The organism is Noviherbaspirillum sp. Root189, from assembly GCF_001428545.1.
Taxonomy (GTDB): Bacteria; Pseudomonadota; Gammaproteobacteria; order Burkholderiales; family Burkholderiaceae_D; genus Noviherbaspirillum.
In genome coordinates, this window is sequence record NZ_LMHZ01000047.1 from 1 (window position 1) to 16,904 (window position 16,904).

The 16,904-nt window shown below is 55.3% G+C and carries 12 protein-coding genes, 1 tRNA gene and 1 pseudogene; all 14 read left to right on the forward strand.

Annotated elements, in window-relative coordinates:
• Positions 1-205 (forward strand): annotated as a pseudogene (locus ASE07_RS22485) (hypothetical protein); the annotation flags it as partial.
• Positions 206-284: 79 nt separating this feature from the next.
• A tRNA-Trp gene (locus ASE07_RS22490) sits at positions 285-360 on the forward strand.
• A 39-nt stretch (positions 361-399) separates the two neighbouring features.
• Positions 400-783, forward strand: a complete 384-nt coding sequence (gene secE / locus ASE07_RS22495; protein ID WP_057293071.1) for a preprotein translocase subunit SecE — start codon at positions 400-402, stop codon at positions 781-783.
• Positions 784-1,362, forward strand: coding sequence for a transcription termination/antitermination protein NusG (gene nusG, locus ASE07_RS22500; protein WP_057293072.1), 579 nt, complete (start codon positions 784-786; stop codon positions 1,360-1,362).
• A 166-nt stretch (positions 1,363-1,528) separates the two neighbouring features.
• Positions 1,529-1,960, forward strand: coding sequence for a 50S ribosomal protein L11 (rplK, locus tag ASE07_RS22505; RefSeq protein ID WP_057293073.1), 432 nt, complete (start codon positions 1,529-1,531; stop codon positions 1,958-1,960).
• Positions 1,960-2,655, forward strand: a complete 696-nt coding sequence (rplA, locus tag ASE07_RS22510; protein WP_057293074.1) for a 50S ribosomal protein L1 — start codon at positions 1,960-1,962, stop codon at positions 2,653-2,655. The genes rplK and rplA overlap by 1 nt, the downstream gene beginning before the upstream one ends.
• A gap of 310 nt (positions 2,656-2,965) precedes the next feature.
• On the forward strand, positions 2,966-3,463 hold the full coding sequence (rplJ, locus tag ASE07_RS22515; RefSeq protein ID WP_057293075.1) for a 50S ribosomal protein L10: 498 nt from the start codon (positions 2,966-2,968) through the stop codon (positions 3,461-3,463).
• Between the two features lie 70 nt (positions 3,464-3,533).
• Entirely contained in the window at positions 3,534-3,911 is a 378-nt protein-coding gene (gene rplL, locus ASE07_RS22520) for a 50S ribosomal protein L7/L12 (protein ID WP_057293076.1), read from the forward strand.
• Between the two features lie 399 nt (positions 3,912-4,310).
• Positions 4,311-8,417, forward strand: coding sequence for a DNA-directed RNA polymerase subunit beta (rpoB, locus tag ASE07_RS22525; protein ID WP_057293077.1), 4,107 nt, complete (start codon positions 4,311-4,313; stop codon positions 8,415-8,417).
• A 107-nt stretch (positions 8,418-8,524) separates the two neighbouring features.
• Positions 8,525-12,769 (forward strand): DNA-directed RNA polymerase subunit beta', encoded by a 4,245-nt coding sequence (rpoC, locus tag ASE07_RS22530; RefSeq protein WP_057293078.1) that lies wholly within the window; start codon positions 8,525-8,527, stop codon positions 12,767-12,769.
• 719 nt (positions 12,770-13,488) lie between these two features.
• Positions 13,489-13,872: a 30S ribosomal protein S12 gene (gene rpsL / locus ASE07_RS22535; RefSeq protein WP_057293079.1), complete on the forward strand. Its 384-nt coding sequence runs from the start codon at positions 13,489-13,491 to the stop codon at positions 13,870-13,872.
• Between the two features lie 144 nt (positions 13,873-14,016).
• Positions 14,017-14,487, forward strand: a complete 471-nt coding sequence (gene rpsG, locus ASE07_RS22540; RefSeq protein ID WP_057293080.1) for a 30S ribosomal protein S7 — start codon at positions 14,017-14,019, stop codon at positions 14,485-14,487.
• A 123-nt stretch (positions 14,488-14,610) separates the two neighbouring features.
• Positions 14,611-16,713 carry an elongation factor G gene (gene fusA / locus ASE07_RS22545; protein WP_057293081.1) on the forward strand — a complete coding sequence of 701 codons (2,103 nt, stop codon included), beginning with the start codon at positions 14,611-14,613 and terminating at the stop codon, positions 16,711-16,713.
• Positions 16,714-16,809: 96 nt separating this feature from the next.
• Positions 16,810-16,904: GTP-binding protein (locus ASE07_RS22550; protein WP_005434227.1), on the forward strand; the 95-nt coding region annotated here is incomplete at its 3' end.

The window sequence follows — 16,904 nt, forward strand, 5'->3', positions numbered from 1 at the left end:
CCGTCCGCAGTTTTACTTCCGCACGACAGACGTCACCGGCGCGATCGAGCTGCCAGCGGACAAAGAGATGGTTATGCCAGGCGACAACGTGTCGATCACTGTCAAGCTGATCAACCCGATCGCGATGGAAGAAGGTCTGCGCTTTGCGATCCGTGAAGGCGGCCGTACCGTCGGCGCCGGCGTCGTTGCCAAGATCATTGAGTAATCTCTGAGTCGCTGCGCTGCGATTGCTGAGTAACATTCTGGCATCGCGGCGTTGTCAATTCACGTAAAGTTTTACGCGTAGGGGTATAGCTCAACTGGCAGAGCGTCGGTCTCCAAAACCGAAGGTTGGGGGTTCGATTCCCTCTGCCCCTGCCACCGATACAAAGGTGCAGGGCACCGAAAGAAATTAATAGTATGTCTAACCAACCCGTAGAAACCGTTGGCACATCGAGCGACAAAGCAAAGGTCGCTCTTGCTATTTGTGCTGTCATCGCGGGTATTATCGGTTTTTATTTTTTGTCGGATAAGCCCACGATAGTGCGTGCTGGAGCATTGGTTGCCGGCCTGCTTGTGGCAGTCGCGGTAGCCTGGACTTCGCAGCCTGGGCGTGACTTTCTTGGGTTTGCCAAAGAATCCGTCCGGGAGGCAAAGAAGGTTGTCTGGCCAACCCGTAAGGAAGCAATGCAGATTACTGCCGTTGTTTTCGGGTTCGTGCTTGTAATGGCAATTTTCCTCTGGGGTACCGACAAGATCCTTGAAATTGTGTTATACGACCTGATTCTGGGCTGGAAGAATTAAATGAGCGAAAACATGCAAGAAAACGCAGTGGCTCAGTCATCGGGCGGAAGTAAGCGTTGGTATGTCGTGCACGCCTACTCCGGCATGGAGAAGAGCGTGCAGCGTGCATTAACGGAGCGTATTGAGCGCGCCGGCATGCAAGACAAGTTCGGTCAGATCCTGGTGCCGACCGAAGAAGTGATTGAAGTAAAGAATGGTCAGAAGTCCGTCACCGAACGTCGCTTCTTCCCCGGCTACGTACTGGTCGAGATGGAAATGACTGATGAGACTTGGCATTTGGTCAAGAATACAAGCAAGGTAACCGGTTTCATCGGTGGTAAATCCAATAAGCCAACTCCGATTCCACCTCACGAAGTCGACAAGATCCTGCACCAGATGCAGGAGGGCGTGGAGAAGCCGCGTCCTAAAGTCTTGTACGAGGTCGGCGAGTTGGTTCGTATCAAAGACGGCCCATTCACTGACTTCAACGGTAACGTTGAAGAAGTCAACTACGAGAAGTCGCGCGTCCGCGTTTCCGTCACCATTTTTGGCCGCGCTACACCGGTCGAGCTGGAATTCGGTCAGGTCGAAAAGGTCTAACGCCGCTTCCGGTCATTATTTGAATCAAGCGTCATTGGAGCGCCGCAGGCCTTGCCGCCTGTGAAATCCAAGCAAGCAATATCAGTGGTAAGGAAAAGAGGAGCCCTACTAGTCCACCGTAAGGTAGGCGAACGGGCGCTACTACTCAATCAACGTAGGAGCCATCATGGCAAAGAAAATTATTGGTTTTATCAAGCTGCAAGTGCCAGCTGGTAAAGCAAACCCATCCCCTCCGATCGGCCCGGCGCTGGGTCAGCGCGGCTTGAACATTATGGAATTCTGCAAGGCGTTCAACGCCCAGACTCAAGGCGTAGAGCCAGGCCTGCCGATTCCCGTCGTGATCACCGCGTTTGCCGACAAGTCCTTCACATTCGTGATGAAGACTCCGCCGGCAACTATCCTGATCAAGAAGGCGGCCGGCATCCAGAAGGGTTCGGCAAAGCCGCATACCGACAAGGTCGGCAAGATCACCCGCAAGCAAGCGGAAGAAATCGCTACAACAAAGATGCCGGATCTCACGGCAGCTGACATGGAAGCTGCCGTGCGTACAATCGCCGGTTCTGCTCGTTCCATGGGTATCACGGTGGAGGGTCTGTAATGGCTAAGTTATCCAAGCGCGCACAAGCACTCAAAGCTAAGGTTGATCGCACCAAGGTATACCCGTTCGACAATGCAATTTCCCTGATCAAGGAATGTGCAACAGCAAAGTTCAACGAGTCGATCGATGTCGCCGTTCAACTCGGCGTTGACGCCAAAAAATCCGACCAGGTTGTGCGTGGTTCCGTTGTTCTGCCAGCGGGTACCGGCAAGACCGTTCGCGTTGCTGTATTCGCATCCGGCGACAAAGCCGAGGCAGCCAAGGCCGCAGGTGCAGACATTGTCGGTATGGAAGATCTGGCAGAGCGCATCAAAGCTGGCGACATGCCTTTCGACATCGTGATCGCTTCGCCGGACACCATGCGTATCGTTGGTACGCTTGGACAGATCCTCGGACCGCGCGGCATGATGCCGAACCCGAAGGTCGGCACTGTTACACCGGACGTTGCAACTGCTGTAAAGAATGCCAAAGCGGGCCAGGTTCAGTATCGTACCGACAAAGCAGGCATCATTCACGCAACGATCGGCCGTAAGTCGTTCAGTGATGCAGAGCTCAAGTCCAACTTGTTGGCTTTGATCGATGCACTGAACAAAGCCAAGCCGGCTACCAGCAAGGGCGTGTACCTGCGCAAGGTGGCAATTTCGTCGACGATGGGCGCTGGCGTCCGCGTTGATCATGCTTCCCTGGCGGCTTAAGTAAGAATCAAGTCCTCGGATAGCAATATAGCGTCCGAGGCGAATCTTTGGGCTGGTCCTGCTTCAGCAATTTTGGAATAGGGCCGGATTATCAAAGACCGTTGGGCGGCGTGCATGCTTTATTGATGCACAAAGTTAAACACCGAAAGCGCAAGCATCGGCACCCAACGCAGATGGTGACCCGAACAAGTTTTTGCAGTCTCAACACTGTGCATCTGTTGTTAAGTGCCAGTACTGAACTCCTGAACTTCGGACGCCGTGTTCGAACCGATGTGAGGCATTCGCCAAACATCATTTTTGGAGGTTGATCTTGAGTCTCAATCTGAATGACAAAAAGGCCGTCGTCGCTGAAGTCTCCGCAAAAGTAGCAACTGCGCAGACAATCGTCGTGGCCGAATACCGTGGCATCCAGGTTGGTCACTTGACACAACTGCGCGCCAAAGCGCGTGCCCAGGGCGTCTACATGCGCGTGTTGAAAAACACGCTCGCACGTCGCGCCGTTGAGGGTACGCCGTTTGCTGGCCTCGCCTCCGAAATGACCGGCCCGTTGATCTACTCGATCTCCGAGGACGCTGTTGCCGCCGCCAAAGTCGTTTTTGACTTTGCAAAAGGCAATGACAAGCTGGTTGTTAAGGCAGGCAACTACGCAGGCAAGTCGCTTGATAAAGCAGGCGTTGCCGCGTTGGCTAGCATTCCGAGCCGTGAAGTCCTCATCTCCCAGTTGCTGGGTGTTATGCAGGCTCCGGTTTCCGGCTTTGCCCGTGCCTTGGCTGCCCTCGCAGCCAAGAAGGAAGCCGAAGGCGCGTAATACGCCCTTCGATCCTTTTTGCGTCAGTACCGATTAGATGTAATTACCGAATCAAATTTAGGAGTTTCAAATGGCAATTAGCAAAGACGATATCCTGGAAGCAGTAGGCCAAATGTCCGTAATGGACCTGAACGACCTGGTCAAGGCTTTTGAAGAAAAATTTGGCGTGTCCGCAGCTGCAATGGCAGTTGCTGGTCCGGCAGCTGGCGGTGCCGGTGCTGCTGTAGCGGAAGAGCAGACTGAGTTCACCGTTGTTCTGGCTGAAGTTGGTGCGAACAAGGTTGGTGTCATTAAGGCAGTTCGCGAAATCACCGGTCTGGGCCTCAAAGAAGCCAAAGATCTGGTCGACGGTGCACCAAAGCCAGTCAAGGAAGGCGTCGCCAAGGCAGATGCAGAGGCAGCGAAGAAGAAACTGGAAGAAGCTGGCGCAAAGGCCGACCTCAAGTAATATCGGTTTGCCAGGGCGATCTCACCCTCGCCGGAGTCAAGGCTCGGAACCTTCTCGAAAGAGCGGGTTCGGCCTTGGCTCCTTTGTCGTTTTCGTGTTTTAAATAGCCTTATCCCGGACCTAATATTCAGACACGGGCGTGGACGAAAAGTTGGTAAAAGCAGTAGAAGAAAGTCGTAGAAATAAACGCAGCAAGTGTGCGTTGGTAGTAGGTAGTTGGTAGCTGACGCCTATCTGGCGGGTTTGCAGCGCAACGCTGTCATGCTCACGGATTCGGCGGTAGCAGTCTAGTCAAGCCCGAAGGGCAGAGCCTTGAGGTTTCGCAGATGGCGGCAGGTGTTGCCGTAGCCAGCAGCGAAACCTGAAATCTCCATCCTTCCTGTCACTCACGGAGTGTCCATGCACTACTCATTTACTGAGAAGAAGCGCATTCGCAAATCGTTCGCGAAGCGCGCTAACGTTCACAACGTTCCGTTCCTGCTGGCGACCCAGCTCGAGTCTTATACGAGCTTCCTGCAGGCCGATAAAGTACCATCGCAACGCAAGAACGAGGGCTTGCAGTCCGCCTTCACCTCAATTTTCCCAATCGTATCGCACAATGGTTTTGCTCGGCTAGAGTTTCTCTCCTATGTGTTGGGTGATCCTCCATTCGACGTGAAAGAGTGCCAGCAGCGTGGTCTGACATTCGCATCGCCGCTGCGCGCCAAGGTCCGCCTCGTGATTCTTGACAAGGAATCCCCGACCAAGCCAGTCGTCAAAGAAATGAAAGAGCAGGAAGTGTACATGGGTGAACTACCGCTCATGACCACGACCGGCTCATTCGTCATCAACGGCACCGAGCGTGTGATTGTTTCCCAGCTTCATCGTTCCCCGGGTGTGTTTTTTGAGCACGATCGTGGCAAAACGCATTCGTCGGGCAAACTCCTGTTCTCCGCACGTATCATCCCTTACCGCGGCTCCTGGCTTGACTTTGAGTTCGACCCGAAGGACATCCTGTTCTTCCGCGTTGACCGCCGACGCAAGATGCCTGTTACGATCCTGCTGAAAGCCATCGGCATGACGCCGGAACAGATCCTGGCAAACTTCTTCGTCTTTGACAACTTCACGGTCCGCGCTGACGGCGGTGAAATGGAGTTTGTCGCCGAGCGTTTGCGTGGGGAAGTTGCGCGCTTCGACATTACCGACAAGTCGGGCAAGGTCATCGTCGCGAAGGACAAGCGTATCAACGCCAAGCATGTCCGCGAAATCGACGCTGCAGGAATCAAGCATATCTCCGTACCGGAAGATTATCTGCTCGGTCGCGTGCTGGCAAAGAACATCGTCGACGCCGACACCGGCGAAGTCATCGCCAACGCCAACGATGAGCTGACAGAAGAGGTTCTCGCTCGCCTGCGTGAAGCTGGTGTCTCTGACATCCAGACGCTGTACACCAACGACCTGGATCAGGGCGCTTACATTTCGCAGACCTTGCGTATGGACGACACTGCAGATCAGATGGCCGCACGTGTCGCGATTTATCGCATGATGCGTCCTGGCGAGCCGCCCACAGAGGATTCTGTCGAAGCTCTGTTCAACGGCTTGTTCTACAGCGAAGAACGTTACGATCTCTCGGCGGTCGGCCGTATGAAGTTCAACCGTCGTATCGGTCGCGATGAGCTGACCGGCGCAATGACACTATCGAATGAAGACATTCTTGCCGTCATCAAGATTCTGGTCGAACTGCGTAACGGTCGCGGCGAAGTCGATGATATCGACCACCTCGGTAATCGTCGGGTACGTTGTGTCGGTGAACTGGCTGAAAATCAATTCCGCGCTGGTCTTGTTCGTGTTGAGCGCGCCGTCAAGGAGCGTCTCGGTCAGGCTGAAGCCGATAACCTGATGCCGCATGACTTGATCAACTCGAAACCCATCTCTGCAGCAATTCGCGAATTCTTTGGATCGTCGCAGTTGTCGCAGTTCATGGACCAGACCAATCCGTTGTCGGAAATCACCCACAAGCGCCGCGTATCGGCTCTTGGCCCGGGCGGTCTGACACGCGAACGTGCCGGCTTTGAAGTCCGTGACGTGCATCCGACCCATTACGGCCGTGTGTGCCCGATCGAAACACCGGAAGGCCCGAACATCGGTCTGATCAACTCACTGGCGCTGTATGCACGCCTGAACGAGTACGGCTTCCTTGAGACGCCGTATCGCAAGGTCGACAACAGTGGCGTGACTAACCAGATCGACTATCTGTCAGCGATTGAAGAAGGCCGTTACGTTATTGCTCAGGCGAACGCGACAATCAGTCCCGAAGGAAAATTATCCGACGAACTCGTATCCGCACGCCAGGCTGGTGAAACCATCCTCGTGTCGCCGGAACGCGTCCAGTACATGGACGTCGCACCGGGTCAGGTGGTCTCCGTTGCAGCATCGCTGATTCCGTTCCTCGAGCACGACGACGCGAACCGTGCGTTGATGGGCGCCAACATGCAACGCCAGGCAGTACCTTGCCTGCGTCCCGAAAAAGCCTTCGTCGGTACCGGCATTGAACGCACCGTTGCAGTTGACTCCGGTACGACCGTTCAGGCACTGCGCGGCGGTATCGTCGATTATGTCGACGCCGGCCGTGTGGTGATCCGTGTCAACGACAACGAAGCCGCTGCAGGCGAAGTCGGCGTCGATATTTACAACCTGATCAAGTACACCCGCTCCAATCAGAACACGAACATCAACCAGCGTCCTATCGTCAAGGTTGGTGATCGTGTTGCCAAGCACGACGTGATCGCCGACGGCGCATCGACCGACCTCGGCGAACTGGCGCTCGGCCAAAACATGCTGGTGGCGTTTATGCCGTGGAACGGCTACAACTTCGAGGACTCGATCCTGATCTCGGAGCGCGTGGTTGCAGATGACCGTTACACCTCGATTCATATCGAAGAACTGTCGGTTGTCGCACGTGACACCAAGCTCGGCGCGGAAGAAATCACGCGTGATATTTCGAACCTGGCGGAAAACCAACTCGCACGCCTCGACGAATCCGGCATCGTCTACATCGGTGCAGAAGTCGAAGCAGGCGACACGCTGGTCGGTAAGGTGACACCGAAGGGTGAAACTCAGCTGACACCGGAAGAGAAGCTGCTTCGTGCGATCTTTGGCGAAAAAGCCTCTGATGTGAAAGATACATCGCTGCGCGTGCCATCCGGCATGGTCGGTACGGTGATCGACGTGCAAGTGTTCACGCGTGAAGGCATCCCGCGCGACAAACGTGCTCAGCAGATCATCGACGATGAGTTGAAGCGTTATCGCCTCGACCTGAACGACCAGCTGCGTATCGTGGAAGGCGATGCGTTCCAGCGTCTCGAAAAGATGCTGATCGGCAAAGTCGTCAACGGCGGTCCAAAGAAACTGGCCAAGGGCGCACAGATCACCAAGGAATACCTGGACGATCTGGACAAGTATCATTGGTTCGATATTCGTCCTGCGGAAGATGACGTCGCCGCGGCACTCGAAGCGATCAAGGAATCGATCGCCGAGAAACGGCACCAGTTTGACCTTGCGTTTGAAGAGAAGCGCAAGAAACTCACGCAGGGTGACGAGTTGCCGCCAGGCGTGCAGAAGATGGTCAAGGTTTATCTGGCAGTGAAGCGTCGCCTGCAGCCTGGCGACAAGATGGCGGGTCGCCACGGTAACAAGGGTGTGGTCTCGCGTATCGTTCCTGTCGAGGATATGCCTTACATGGCTGACGGCACACCGGCCGACATCGTGTTGAACCCGCTGGGCGTTCCGTCGCGTATGAACGTCGGTCAGGTGCTCGAAGTGCATCTGGGCTGGGCATCGAAAGGCCTGGGCCTGCGTATCGGCGAAATGCTCAGGGCGCAAGCCAAGGCCGCCGAACTGCGCAAGTTCCTGACCACGATCTACAACGAGTCGGGCAAATCGGAAGACCTGGACAGCTTCAGCGATGAGGAAATCCTGAGTCTGGCCAGCAACCTGAAGTATGGCGTGCCGTTCGCAACGCCGGTGTTCGACGGTGCGCATGAGGACGAAATTCGCCGCATGCTCGACCTCGCCTATCCGGATGACGTAGCCAAGCAGCTCGGCATGACGCCGTCGAAAAACCAGGTGACCATGTATGACGGCCGTACCGGTGAAGCTTTCGAGCGCACTGTCACTGTCGGCTACATGCACGTGCTGAAACTGCACCACCTGGTCGACGACAAGATGCACGCGCGTTCGACCGGTCCGTACTCGCTCGTTACCCAGCAGCCGCTGGGCGGCAAGGCGCAGTTCGGCGGCCAGCGTTTCGGCGAGATGGAAGTCTGGGCACTGGAAGCCTACGGCGCGTCGTACGTGCTGCAGGAAATGCTGACAGTCAAGTCGGACGACGTGACCGGCCGTACCAAGGTTTACGAGAACCTCGTCAAGGGCGACCACGTCATCGACGCCGGCATGCCGGAATCCTTCAACGTGTTGGTGAAGGAAATCCGCTCGTTGGGTATCGATATCGATCTGGAACGCGATTAAGCAGGACAAAGCGGGAAACCGCGGCCGGCGATGCGAGTAACCCATCGCCGGCCAAGCAACACGAAGAAGCAAGAAATATTTTTCTTCACGCCACCCTGGAGTGATACATGAAAGCACTGCTCGATCTATTCAAGCAAGTACAGCAAAGCGAACAATTCGACGCGATCAAGATTGGTCTCGCGTCGCCTGAAAAAATCCGTTCCTGGTCCTACGGCGAAGTCAAAAAGCCGGAAACCATCAACTACCGTACTTTCAAGCCGGAGCGTGACGGCCTGTTCTGCGCCAAGATCTTTGGCCCGATCAAGGACTACGAATGCCTGTGCGGCAAGTACAAGCGCCTCAAGCATCGCGGCGTTATCTGTGAAAAATGCGGCGTCGAAGTGACGCTCGCCAAAGTGCGCCGCGAGCGCATGGGTCACATCGAGCTGGCCTCGCCGACCGCACACATCTGGTTCCTGAAATCGCTGCCGTCGCGTCTGGGCATGGTCCTCGACATGACGCTGCGCGATATCGAACGCGTGTTGTACTTTGAAGCGTACGTCGTGACCGACCCCGGCATGACCCCGCTGAAGAAGTGCCAGATCATGTCGGAAGACGATTACGCCGCCAAGTACGAAGAGTACGGCGACGACTTCACTGCATTCATGGGCGCCGAAGGCATTCGTGAACTGCTGCGCTCGATCGACATCGACCGTGATGTCGAGACCCTGCGTCAGGAGCTCAAGGATTCCAAGTCGGAAGCCAAGATCAAGAAGTATGCGAAGCGTCTGAAGGTTCTCGAAGCATTCCAGCGCTCCGGCATCAAGCCGGACTGGATGATCATGGAAGTGCTGCCGGTACTGCCGCCGGAACTGCGTCCGCTGGTACCACTGGACGGCGGCCGTTTTGCGACCTCTGACCTGAACGACCTGTATCGCCGCGTCATCAACCGTAATAACCGTCTGAAGCGCCTGATGGAACTCCGTGCTCCGGAAATCATCACGCGTAACGAAAAGCGGATGCTGCAGGAAGCGGTTGACTCGTTGCTGGATAACGGCCGTCGCGGCAAGGCAATGACTGGCGCCAACAAGCGTCCGTTGAAGTCACTGGCTGAAATGATCAAAGGTAAGGGCGGCCGTTTCCGTCAGAACCTGCTGGGCAAGCGTGTCGACTACTCCGGTCGTTCGGTTATCGTAGTTGGACCGCAGCTTAAGCTGCACCAGTGCGGTCTGCCGAAGCTGATGGCACTCGAACTGTTCAAGCCTTTTATTTTCAACAAGCTTGAACTGATGGGCCTGGCAACAACGATCAAGGCAGCAAAGAAGTTGGTCGAAGTACAAGAACCAGTCGTCTGGGACATCCTGGAAGAAGTCATCCGCGAACATCCGGTCATGCTGAACCGTGCACCGACACTGCACCGTCTGGGTATCCAGGCGTTTGAGCCGGTCCTGATCGAAGGCAAGGCGATCCAGTTGCACCCGCTGGTTTGCGCAGCGTTCAACGCTGACTTTGACGGTGACCAGATGGCTGTCCACGTTCCGCTGTCGATCGAAGCGCAGATGGAAGCCCGTACCTTGATGCTGGCCTCCAACAACATCCTGTTCCCGTCGAACGGCGAACCATCGATCGTGCCGTCCCAGGATATCGTGCTGGGCCTGTACTACGCTACTCGCGAAAAAATCAACGCCAAGGGCGAAGGAATGATGTTCCCGGACGTATCGGAAGTCATCCGCGCGTACGACAACAAGGAAGTTGAGCTGACCACCCGCATCACTGTCCGTATCACCGAATACCCGAAGGATGCGGAGACAGGCGAGTTCGTCAAGACAATCAAGCGTTACGAAACGACGATTGGCCGTGCCATCCTGTCTGAAATCCTGCCGAAGGGTCTGCCTTTCAGCGTGCTGAACCGCGCCCTGAAGAAGAAGGAAATCTCGAAGCTGATCAACACTTCGTTCCGCAAGTGCGGTCTACGCGCGACCGTAGTATTTGCCGACCAGTTGATGCAGTCCGGTTTCCGCCTCGCGACGCGCGCCGGTATCTCGATCTGCGTCGACGACATGCTGGTACCACCGCAGAAGCACACCATCATTGCTCAGGCCGAGCACGAAGTGAAACAGATCGAGCAGCAGTACGCTTCCGGTCTGGTCACTGCGGGCGAACGCTACAACAAGGTGGTCGACATCTGGGGCAAGGCCGGTGACGAAGTCGGCAAGGCCATGATGGAACAGCTCAAGGTCGAAGACGTTACCAAGCGCGACGGCAGCAAGGGTACACAAGAGTCGTTCAACGCGATTTACATGATGGCCGACTCTGGCGCTCGTGGTTCCGCTGCCCAGATTCGTCAGCTCGCCGGTATGCGCGGTCTGATGGCGAAACCGGACGGTTCAATCATCGAAACGCCGATTACCGCGAACTTCCGTGAAGGTCTGAACGTGTTGCAGTACTTCATCTCGACACACGGCGCTCGTAAAGGTCTGGCCGATACCGCGTTGAAGACAGCGAACTCCGGTTACCTGACACGTCGTCTGGTGGACGTGACGCAGGACCTGGTCGTGACCGAAGACGATTGCGGCACGGCGAACGGCGCGTCGATGAAGGCGTTGGTTGAAGGTGGTGAAGTCATTGAAGCGCTGCGCGATCGTATCCTCGGCCGTGTCGCTGCCAACGATGTGGTCAATCCGGAAACACAAGCTACGTTGTACGAAGCGGGCACGCTGCTGGATGAAGACTCGGTTGAAGAGATCGAACGCCTCGGCATCGACGAAGTCAAGGTTCGTACCCCGCTGACTTGCGACACCCGTTATGGTCTGTGCGCGAAGTGCTACGGTCGTGACCTTGGCCGTGGCATGCTGGTCAACTCTGGCGAAGCCGTCGGTGTCGTCGCTGCCCAGTCGATCGGCGAACCAGGTACTCAGCTGACGATGCGTACCTTCCACATCGGTGGTGCGGCATCGCGCGCAGCGGTAGCCTCCTCCGTGGAAGCCAAGTCGAATGGTACAGTCCGCTTCACCGTAACAATGCGCTATGTCACCAACGGCAAGGGCGAGCAAATCGTCATTTCCCGTTCCGGTGAAGTATTGATCACCGATGATCATGGTCGTGAGCGTGAGCGCCATAAGGTGCCATATGGTGCGACCCTGCTGGTCAAGGATGGCATGACCATCAAGGCCGGTACCGCATTGGCAACATGGGATCCGCTGACACGTCCGATCATTACCGAATACACCGGTACGGTGAAATTCGAGAACGTCGAAGAAGGCGTGACAGTCGCGAAGCAGATCGACGAGGTGACCGGCCTGGCAACATTGGTCGTCATTGACGCGAAGCGTCGCGGACCAAGCACCAAGGTCATGCGTCCGCAGGTCAAGCTGCTGAACGAAAAAGGCGAGGAAGTAAAGATCGCCGGGACCGAACACGCTGTGACCATCGGCTTCCAGGTCGGTGCGCTGATTACCGTGAAAGACGGTCAGCAGGTATCAGTGGGTGAAGTGCTGGCACGTATCCCAACCGAATCGCAGAAGACCCGTGACATTACCGGCGGTCTGCCACGCGTGGCCGAACTGTTCGAAGCACGTTCACCGAAGGATGCCGGCATGCTGGCGGAAGTCACCGGTACCGTAGCGTTTGGCAAGGAAACCAAGGGCAAGCAGCGCCTCGAAATCACCGACATGGACGGCAACAAGCACGAGTTCCTGATTACCAAGGACAAGCAAGTGCTGGTGCACGACGGCCAGGTGGTGAACAAGGGCGAGATGATCGTGGACGGTCCGGCTGATCCGCAAGACATTCTGCGCTTGCTGGGTATCGAAGCACTGGCACGTTACATCGTCGACGAAGTTCAGGACGTGTACCGCTTGCAGGGTGTGAAGATCAACGACAAGCACATTGAAGTGATCGTGCGTCAGATGCTGCGCCGTGTACAAGTGGTCAATGCTGGCGACACGGCCTACATCCCGGGTGAGCAAGTTGAACGCTCCGAGCTGCTGGACGAAAACGATCGCGTCACCGCCGAAGGCAAGTTGCCGGCCACGTACGAAAACGTACTGCTCGGTATCACTAAGGCATCGCTGTCCACCGACTCCTTTATCTCTGCGGCGTCGTTCCAGGAAACCACTCGCGTGCTTACCGAAGCCGCGATTATGGGCAAGAAGGATGGTCTGCGCGGTCTGAAGGAAAACGTGATTGTCGGACGTCTGATCCCGGCGGGTACCGGTCTGGCGTACCACCGCGCCCGTAAGGAAAAAGAGTCGTGGGAGGCCGAAGAACGCACAGCACTACTGCAAGCCGAAGAGTCGGCCCGTTCGACAGAAGTCGAGCTGCCTTCGGAGGTCACTACAGATAGTGATGCACCAAACGGCAACGAAGCATAAGTATCCAGCTTCAACTGAAAACGGCACTGAAGGCAACTTCAGTGCCGTTTTTTTATGCCTGTTTCCGTTTATAGGGCGACTTCATTTCCGTGAAGAAACTTCGAATCACACACCCAGGCATAAAAGCCTAGTGAATTTACCTATCATGCACAAAGCCCTGCACCAATTGCCGACTCCCAGGAAACACGCGAGCTTCTGTTGAAGTCGCTACAGTCGCGATTCGCAGGTACAGGATGAAACTTCCTGACGACAATAAATGTTCAAATAATGCTGCTGCTGGCAGTATCAGAGCCGCTGAAAGAAACAGTAAATGAAACGCTGCTCGCTGTTTGCAAACTTTCCCAACGTCGAACCATGGTGCGTTATGGGTTGGGATTGGTATAAGCCCCTGATCGAGAATTATTGCAGCTACTATATGTTTCTGAACGCGTAATTCACTTTCGCCATCCAGATGTTTTGAAATCATGTATGAGAGCTACTTATTCCCTAGCATGGTTGACTCTCTTCGGCAATGGGCATATACTCGCGAGTTCTCGATTTTAGGCTCTTCAGGGCTTAAGCGTTCTTTGGTCAGTTTCCCCCGCCTTTTGTAACGCTTCTCCCTTTTTGGTTTTAGATCGACGCGCGATATCGGCGCAATGGTTTTATCCCCCGGTTCCGGACAATCGTTTTCGGGACTGTATTTTTATTAACGTTTCATTTTGTTGGATTAAAGACCGATGCCAACCATCAATCAACTGATTCGCCAGCCACGTGTTTCCGCACGTGTCAAGAGCAAATCGCCGGCGCTGGAAAACAGCCCGCAAAAACGCGGCGTTTGCACCCGCGTCTACACCACGACACCGAAGAAGCCGAACTCGGCGCTTCGTAAGGTCGCCAAGGTGCGCCTGACCAACGGGTTCGAAGTCATTTCGTATATCGGCGGTGAAGGGCACAACCTGCAGGAACACAGTGTTGTCCTGCTCCGCGGCGGTCGTGTTAAAGACTTGCCAGGTGTACGTTACCACATGGTTCGCGGTGCGCTGGATACGCAGGGCGTCAAGGATCGTAAGCAGGCGCGTTCCAAGTACGGTGCCAAGCGTGCGAAAGCCGCCAAGAAGTAATCCATTTTCCGCCAGGTGTCTTCACCGCGCGGAGAGCAAGTCGGCCCCGAATGGGTCGAGTAAGTGGTTGGCCATGAGGGTCACCGCGAGCGTACGGTAAATCACTCAGTGCCGTCGCTCAACTGAAGAGTGAAAGGAATCGAAATGCCACGTCGTCGTGAAGTCCCCAAACGGGAAATCCTGCCGGATCCAAAGTTCGGCAATGTTGAAGTTGCCAAGTTCGTCAACGTCCTGATGCTGTCCGGTAAAAAATCGGTCGCCGAAAACATCATCTATGGCGCGTTTGATCATATCAAGCAAAAGTCCGGCAAGGACCCGCTCGAAGTATTTACAACAGCACTCAACAATTGCAAGCCGATGGTTGAAGTCAAATCCCGCCGTGTCGGCGGTGCAAACTATCAGGTTCCGGTAGAAGTTCGCCCTGTCCGTCGTATGGCGCTCTCCATGCGTTGGTTGCGTGAAGCCGCCAACAAGCGTAGCGAAAAGTCTATGCCCCAGCGTCTCGGTGGTGAATTGATGGAAGCCGCAGAGGGCCGCGGTGGTGCGATGAAGAAGCGTGATGAAGTGCACCGCATGGCAGAAGCCAACAAGGCGTTCTCCCACTTCCGTTTCTAATAGCATTAAATTAATAGTTGCCTTCGCATCGTTGAAGGCTCTGCAACGTAATTGGTTAAAACCGGGCGCATCCCTTGAAAAAGTGGCGCTCGGTTTTCTACCATTAAAGACTTAGGATTGAATATGGCTCGCAAGACCCCCATTGAGCGCTACCGCAATATCGGTATTTCCGCTCACATCGATGCCGGTAAGACAACCACTACCGAACGTATCCTGTACTACACCGGTGTTAACCACAAGATCGGTGAAGTGCACGACGGCGCAGCGACCATGGACTGGATGGAGCAGGAACAAGAGCGCGGCATCACGATTACTTCGGCTGCGACAACCTGCTTCTGGAAGGGCATGGCGAACAACTTCCCCGAGCACCGAATCAACATCATTGACACCCCGGGTCACGTCGACTTCACCATTGAGGTGGAGCGTTCGATGCGTGTTCTGGACGGCGCTTGCATGGTTTACTGCGCAGTGGGTGGCGTGCAGCCGCAATCCGAAACGGTTTGGCGTCAGGCTAACAAGTACGGCGTCCCACGTCTGGCGTTCGTCAACAAGATGGACCGTACTGGCGCAAACTTCTTCAAGGTGTACGAGCAGATGCGCGCTCGCTTGAAGGCAAACCCGATCCCGATGCAAGTACCTATCGGCGCCGAAGAAAACTTCGAAGGCGTGGTCGACCTCGTCAGGATGAAGGCGATCTACTGGGACGAAGCTTCCCAGGGTATGAAATTCGACCTGCGCGACATCCCTGCTGACCTGAAGGCTACTTGCGACGAATGGCGGGAGAAGATGGTCGAGGCGGCTGCCGAAGCAACTGAAGAGCTGATGAACAAGTACCTGGAAGAGGGTGACCTCACCGAGGAAGAGATCAAGAAAGCGATCCGTCAGCGCACCATCGCTGGCGAAATCGTGCCGATGATGTGCGGTACCGCGTTCAAGAACAAGGGTGTTCAGGCGATGCTTGATGCCGTGATTGAGTACCTGCCAGCACCAACGGACATCCCGCCGGTCGAAGGCACAGACGAGAATGAGCAGCCCGCACTGCGCAAGGCTGACGACAGCGAAAAGTTCTCCGCACTCGCGTTCAAGATCATGACCGACCCGTTCGTCGGTCAGCTGATCTTCTTCCGTGTGTATTCCGGTGTTGTCAACTCGGGCGACACAGTCTATAACCCGGTCAAAGGTAAGAAGGAGCGTATCGGTCGTCTGCTGCAGATGCACGCTAACCAGCGCGAAGAAATCAAGGAAGTCCGCGCGGGCGACATCGCAGCAGCGGTTGGTCTGAAAGAAGCGACTACAGGCGAAACTCTGTGCGATCCAGAAGCCGTAATCACGCTGGAGCGTATGGTGTTCCCTGAACCGGTGATCTCCCAAGCTGTTGAGCCGAAGACTAAGGCCGACCAGGAAAAGATGGGTCTCGCACTGAACCGCCTATCCCAGGAAGATCCGTCGTTCCGCGTAAAGACAGACGAAGAATCCGGCCAGACCATTATTTCCGGTATGGGCGAACTGCACCTGGAAATTATCGTCGACCGTATGCGTCGTGAATTCGGTGTTGAGGCAACCGTCGGTAAGCCGCAAGTTGCTTATCGTGAAACCATCCGCAAGACCTGCGAAGAGATCGAAGGCAAGTTCGTCAAGCAGTCGGGCGGTCGCGGTCAGTATGGTCACGTGGTCCTGAAAATCGAACCACAAGAGCCAGGCAAGGGTTTTGAATTCGTCGACGCAATCAAGGGTGGTGTTGTTCCACGTGAATACATCCCTGCGGTTGAAAAGGGAATCCTGGAAACTCTGCCGTCCGGCGTGATGGCTGGCTACCCGGTCGTTGACGTTAAAGTCACATTGTTCTTTGGTTCGTACCACGACGTTGACTCGAACGAAAACGCCTTCCGTATGGCTGCGTCCATGGCATTCAAGGACGGCTGCCGAAAGGCAAGCCCCGTTCTCCTCGAGCCGATGATGGCAGTCGAAGTTGAAACGCCGGAAGAGAAGATGGGCGACGTCATGGGTGACTTGTCTTCCCGTCGCGGCATGATCCAGGGTATGGACGACATCCCTGGCGGTGGCAAGATCGTTCGCGCCGAAGTGCCGTTGTCGGAAATGTTCGGCTATTCCACGACTCTGCGTTCGTTGACGCAAGGCCGCGCAACGTACACGATGGAATTTAAGCACTACGCCGAAGCGCCGAAGAACGTTGCTGACGGTGTTATCAGCGCCAAGGGCAAGTAAGACATCACAGTAAAACACACTCTTGCTTCACAATCCGAAGCAAGAGTGTGCGATTCAAAACAACTTAACAATTCGTTCTTTTTGAAGGAAATTAAAATGGCAAAAGGCAAGTTTGAGCGGACCAAACCGCACGTGAATGTGGGCACGATTGGTCACGTTGACCATGGCAAGACCACGCTGACTGCAGCAAT